The sequence below is a fragment of the Candidatus Zixiibacteriota bacterium genome (assembly GCA_018820315.1).
In the GTDB taxonomy this organism is placed as follows: domain Bacteria; phylum Zixibacteria; class MSB-5A5; order JAABVY01; family JAHJOQ01; genus JAHJOQ01.
On record JAHJOQ010000058.1, the window covers coordinates 1 to 3,687 of the forward strand.

A 3,687-nucleotide genomic window follows, 5' to 3' on the forward strand; every position below is an offset into this window, starting at 1 on the left:
GACATTGTCAACAATGGTGACCTCGTGCCACGTCGTGTGAAGCGGGAGCGTCGATTTATGAAGATGGTGATAACTTTTGATTTGAAAGACATCGGCCTTGCGGCGAGGAACCTTGCCGCACTTGTTTCCACCCATGTCTTCGCTGGGGGAAAGGCTAGAACGGTGCTCAGGCTGAGGCTCTCAGGCAAGACAGAAGGCTCAATTCGCCGTAGTTTGCATTTCCAGGATAAGGCCAAGTACCGTCGGTTCCTGGATGACAAGTTCATAAGCCTCACTTGCGACAATCCAAGAGATGTTCTGAGTGAATGGGATAAGGCACGAGATAGGCTATCTGGTGATAATAGGGATTTTGCCGCAGAACCGGAGACGATGATCACCAATGACCATGGGATGAAAACAGATACAGGCAGTCATCAGCAGTTTCCTCTGAGAAAGCAGGTCAGTCAGCATAGAAGTGAGTTGCCTGAGGTCAAGGAAGGAAAGGAGATTCATGCTGCAATTACGCTAATCTACTCTCTCAGGTCGCCAAAGTCTTTCTCCGATATCAAACTCCGACCTCTCGAAGATAATGAATACGTCCGTGTGTACATGCCGGGACAAACAGAAGGACGAAAGGTTTCATGCGCCGAATTTGGTATGGCACACAAAGAAACTGGAAAGCCCATTAACCTGTGGTTGCTTTTTGTGAACTGCCTTGAGAACGGTGGCAAGCTACCTCAATCGCCAAAGGGTTCTAAGAGGGGAAGGAATCGGTTAAAATCGGTCAAGCATCGTATGAAAGAGAAGTTGTGCGCAGCCTTCGAAACAGACGAGGACCCGTTCTGCCTGCTTACAGATGGAACTGGATATCGACTAAAATGTCGGATAGAAGAAGAGCAGCACTCCGACCGTCTGAGATTGGAATCCGAGATGAAAGCTGACATAGAGACCATAGATGGAAAGCAAAAACTGCCATACGGATTACCAAAGAACACACGGCATCGTGACAATGACGAATAAATACCATTGCAACCATCGCCGGTGACACGTCACCACACTCCGGTGACATGTCACCAGTTGTCACCACAAAATAGCTCATTGTACCACAACCAGTTAACATCATCCCTCAATAATCATGCATACTTTGGGTGCAATCACACACAAGTGATAGAAATAGACGCTTGCCCCAGCAGGTAGCGTGAACATACGGACCTTCGGGTTCTCAGACCTTCGAACCCTTGCTGGGGCAGGTTCGGAGGTCTTTCGTTATTGAGAGGATTGAATGTACCAAAGAGAATCAGTACTTGGTGAATGGGAGATACAACTGGGGCACCCTTATGCTTTAAATCTGGAGGACCAAGATGATGCTCATTGAGATGGATGTGCAGTCGCTGGCAATAATGAGCCGGTGTCCACAGTTCCTGAAGTGCTCCGTGCCGGTCTGTCCGCTGGACTTTCTTCAAGAACTACGCACCAAGCCCCTCACAGGGAGCCGAAATGCGCGTTAGGCAAGACCAGGCGGTTCCGTATAGGCGGAGGAACCGATCTGAAGCGTCAGGGGCTAACGAAACGAGAATGGGCCGCTCAACAGAGATGGGAGAGCTTGGATTAAGTTGAGAAGAACCGCAGAACAGTCAATCTGAGGCACTTTTGAGGGTTTGTACGGGTGTTCTGAAGCTAGCTGATCTTGGGTGTATGCGGGAATGGCCGTCTGCAAACTCCCCGTATAACGGAGCAGAAATGAAATCGAAATCGAATCGAAACCGAACAGCGAGAATCCACAGGGATAAGGCTATCGATGAACACGACACCGACTCTCCGATTGCCGAAGAAATGCCAGCCCGAATCCCTGCCGGGACATACGAGGCCGGATGCTGCAAGGTCGAAATAGCCAAGTCCTTCAAGGGGCGTCGCAGTCTCTTCATCCGTTTCAGAATCCATGGAGGGGACTATAGCGGTACAGAGTTGCCACTGATTTGCCCATACCCGAACGGCAAGATCAGATTTCGCCACAAGCTCTATCAACAGTGGTGTATCGCAATGGGTAGACCGCCGACCAAGGGTGAACGAATAAGCGGTAAGGCTTTTCTCGGCAAGCTATACCGGATACGAGTTCGAGACACCGTCAAGAACTCCTTTGGAACTCCGCTGCCTGAGTATCTCAGATACTCGGTGGTGGATTCGATAGAGAAGACACTTGTGGGGGGGAAGTGCCATGCATAGTCAGCCAATCCCAAGCAGGTGCCGAGAGCTAGATTTCACGAAGGACATACACGCTGTCCCCTTCTTAACCTTTAACCAATTACCAGATACCAGATACCATTTACCAACTACCAACTTCCCCCTTCTGTAAGAGGTTGTCCCAGAAAAGACTGGCCGACGACGGGACACAAAAGTTATGACTCAAAACGGTTTGACTGTAGCTTACTCTTGCTACAGGTTGACTGAGTACAATCAGACATTCAATCAACTCCCGGGGAGGGAACGTCTTTCTGTCCCCGGGTCAAACCCTGAATTGCCGGAGATCGGCACTGTCAATCTGGACAAGCAGGCAATAAAGACAGCTGTCGTTCTATGCGCGCACAGCCGAATCGGGGTCAAACAGTCAGAGTCTTCAGAGTTCAAGGAAAAGAGACTGCTAATGCAAGCGGAACCGAAAAATGAAAACACGTAAGAGCACCTGCAGCATAATCGAACTCGAGTTCCCCGAAGTTAGTCAACAGCAACTCGAATCATTGACGGACTTCTTGGCAGAACTGCTTGTCGAGGAACGTCTCAGTGTACTCGATCAGAGTTCGGAACTACTTCTGAAGGGAGCGACGAAATGCAGTTAGCGTGGCGGTTTACTAAAGATGCATATAGGGTTCATTGCTGCAACCGATCGCATGCCAGACAGATTACTACTTGGACAGGCTGCAAGCGACATGCAGTCTACCATTATCCTGATGGCCGCATCGAAGAAGACGTCATCGTCCCCAAGAGCCGTCTGAAGAAAGCCTGCGAACTGGCAGGGCTGGTCAATAACCAGAAAATCTCAGCAGATTCTGACAGCGCCAGGAATAATGCAAAATCACCCTTATTGAAAGACAACAACTTACAGGAGGCGGAAAATGGAATTAGCGCTTCCGAGCGATGATCGTGAAGTGATTGGTATGACATCATGGATTGATGTGAGATATGCCCTCAGGAGCGAGATTCCTGGAATAAAGCGGTTTGCCGCAATCATAGCCATCCGGGGATGGATCGAAAGGAAGTTGATGTACACGGACGCATTGTCCGATGCGGAGTGATATTAAAGTAGAACAAGGAGAAGTAATTATGAAGAAGGATCCTGCGGAATTGATCCGGCTTGAACCACGGGCTGAGTGGTTGGCCTGGCGCTATGAGCTTGACAAAGAGCGAGTTCTTGACGCACTGAGGCGGCTTGAGGTCAGAATCGAGAGCGTGATTGAGGTTGACCTTTTCGCCTACCTTCAGTTTGATCCATCTTTGGAGGAGGCTTTCTTCTATCTCCGACCACAAGTGGCTTTGAAGCTGTTCGAGACAGCTGATCTGGATGACATCCGAAGGAGATATATTCAAAAGTTGTGGATAGAATAGAATGAGCGTATCCTCTTAATAGTAAACAAGAGAACTCGGGTTTATCCGAGCAGGAGGACACGCTCATGAGGAATAGTAATGTAAGTAATTTGGAAAGTCGAGTGGAAA

The 3,687-nt window shown here is 49.1% G+C and carries 5 protein-coding genes; all 5 read left to right on the forward strand.

The genetic code is table 11. The annotated features are described in order from the left end of the window. Positions 1-999: hypothetical protein (locus KKH67_04950; GenBank protein MBU1318529.1), on the forward strand; the 999-nt coding region annotated here is incomplete at its 5' end. Positions 1,000-1,719: 720 nt separating this feature from the next. Beyond that, complete coding sequence (locus KKH67_04955) at positions 1,720-2,202, forward strand: hypothetical protein (protein ID MBU1318530.1); 483 nt, start codon at positions 1,720-1,722, stop codon at positions 2,200-2,202. 437 nt (positions 2,203-2,639) lie between these two features. Then, positions 2,640-2,813 (forward strand): hypothetical protein, encoded by a 174-nt coding sequence (locus KKH67_04960; GenBank protein ID MBU1318531.1) that lies wholly within the window; start codon positions 2,640-2,642, stop codon positions 2,811-2,813. Positions 2,814-3,089: 276 nt separating this feature from the next. Continuing rightward, positions 3,090-3,269 carry a hypothetical protein gene (locus tag KKH67_04965; protein MBU1318532.1) on the forward strand — a complete coding sequence of 60 codons (180 nt, stop codon included), beginning with the start codon at positions 3,090-3,092 and terminating at the stop codon, positions 3,267-3,269. 28 nt (positions 3,270-3,297) lie between these two features. Next, entirely contained in the window at positions 3,298-3,579 is a 282-nt protein-coding gene (locus KKH67_04970; protein ID MBU1318533.1) for a hypothetical protein, read from the forward strand. Positions 3,580-3,687: the final 108 nt, after the last annotated feature.

Bases quoted from the DNA above. Each gene is read 5' to 3' on its own strand.
- KKH67_04955 (MBU1318530.1), top strand. From the start codon at position 1,720: ATGAAATCGAAATCGAATCGAAACCGAACAGCGAGAATCCACAGGGAT.
- KKH67_04970 (MBU1318533.1), top strand. From the start codon at position 3,298: ATGAAGAAGGATCCTGCGGAATTGATCCGGCTTGAACCACGGGCTGAG.
- KKH67_04965 (MBU1318532.1), top strand. From the start codon at position 3,090: ATGGAATTAGCGCTTCCGAGCGATGATCGTGAAGTGATTGGTATGACA.
- KKH67_04960 (MBU1318531.1), top strand. From the start codon at position 2,640: ATGAAAACACGTAAGAGCACCTGCAGCATAATCGAACTCGAGTTCCCC.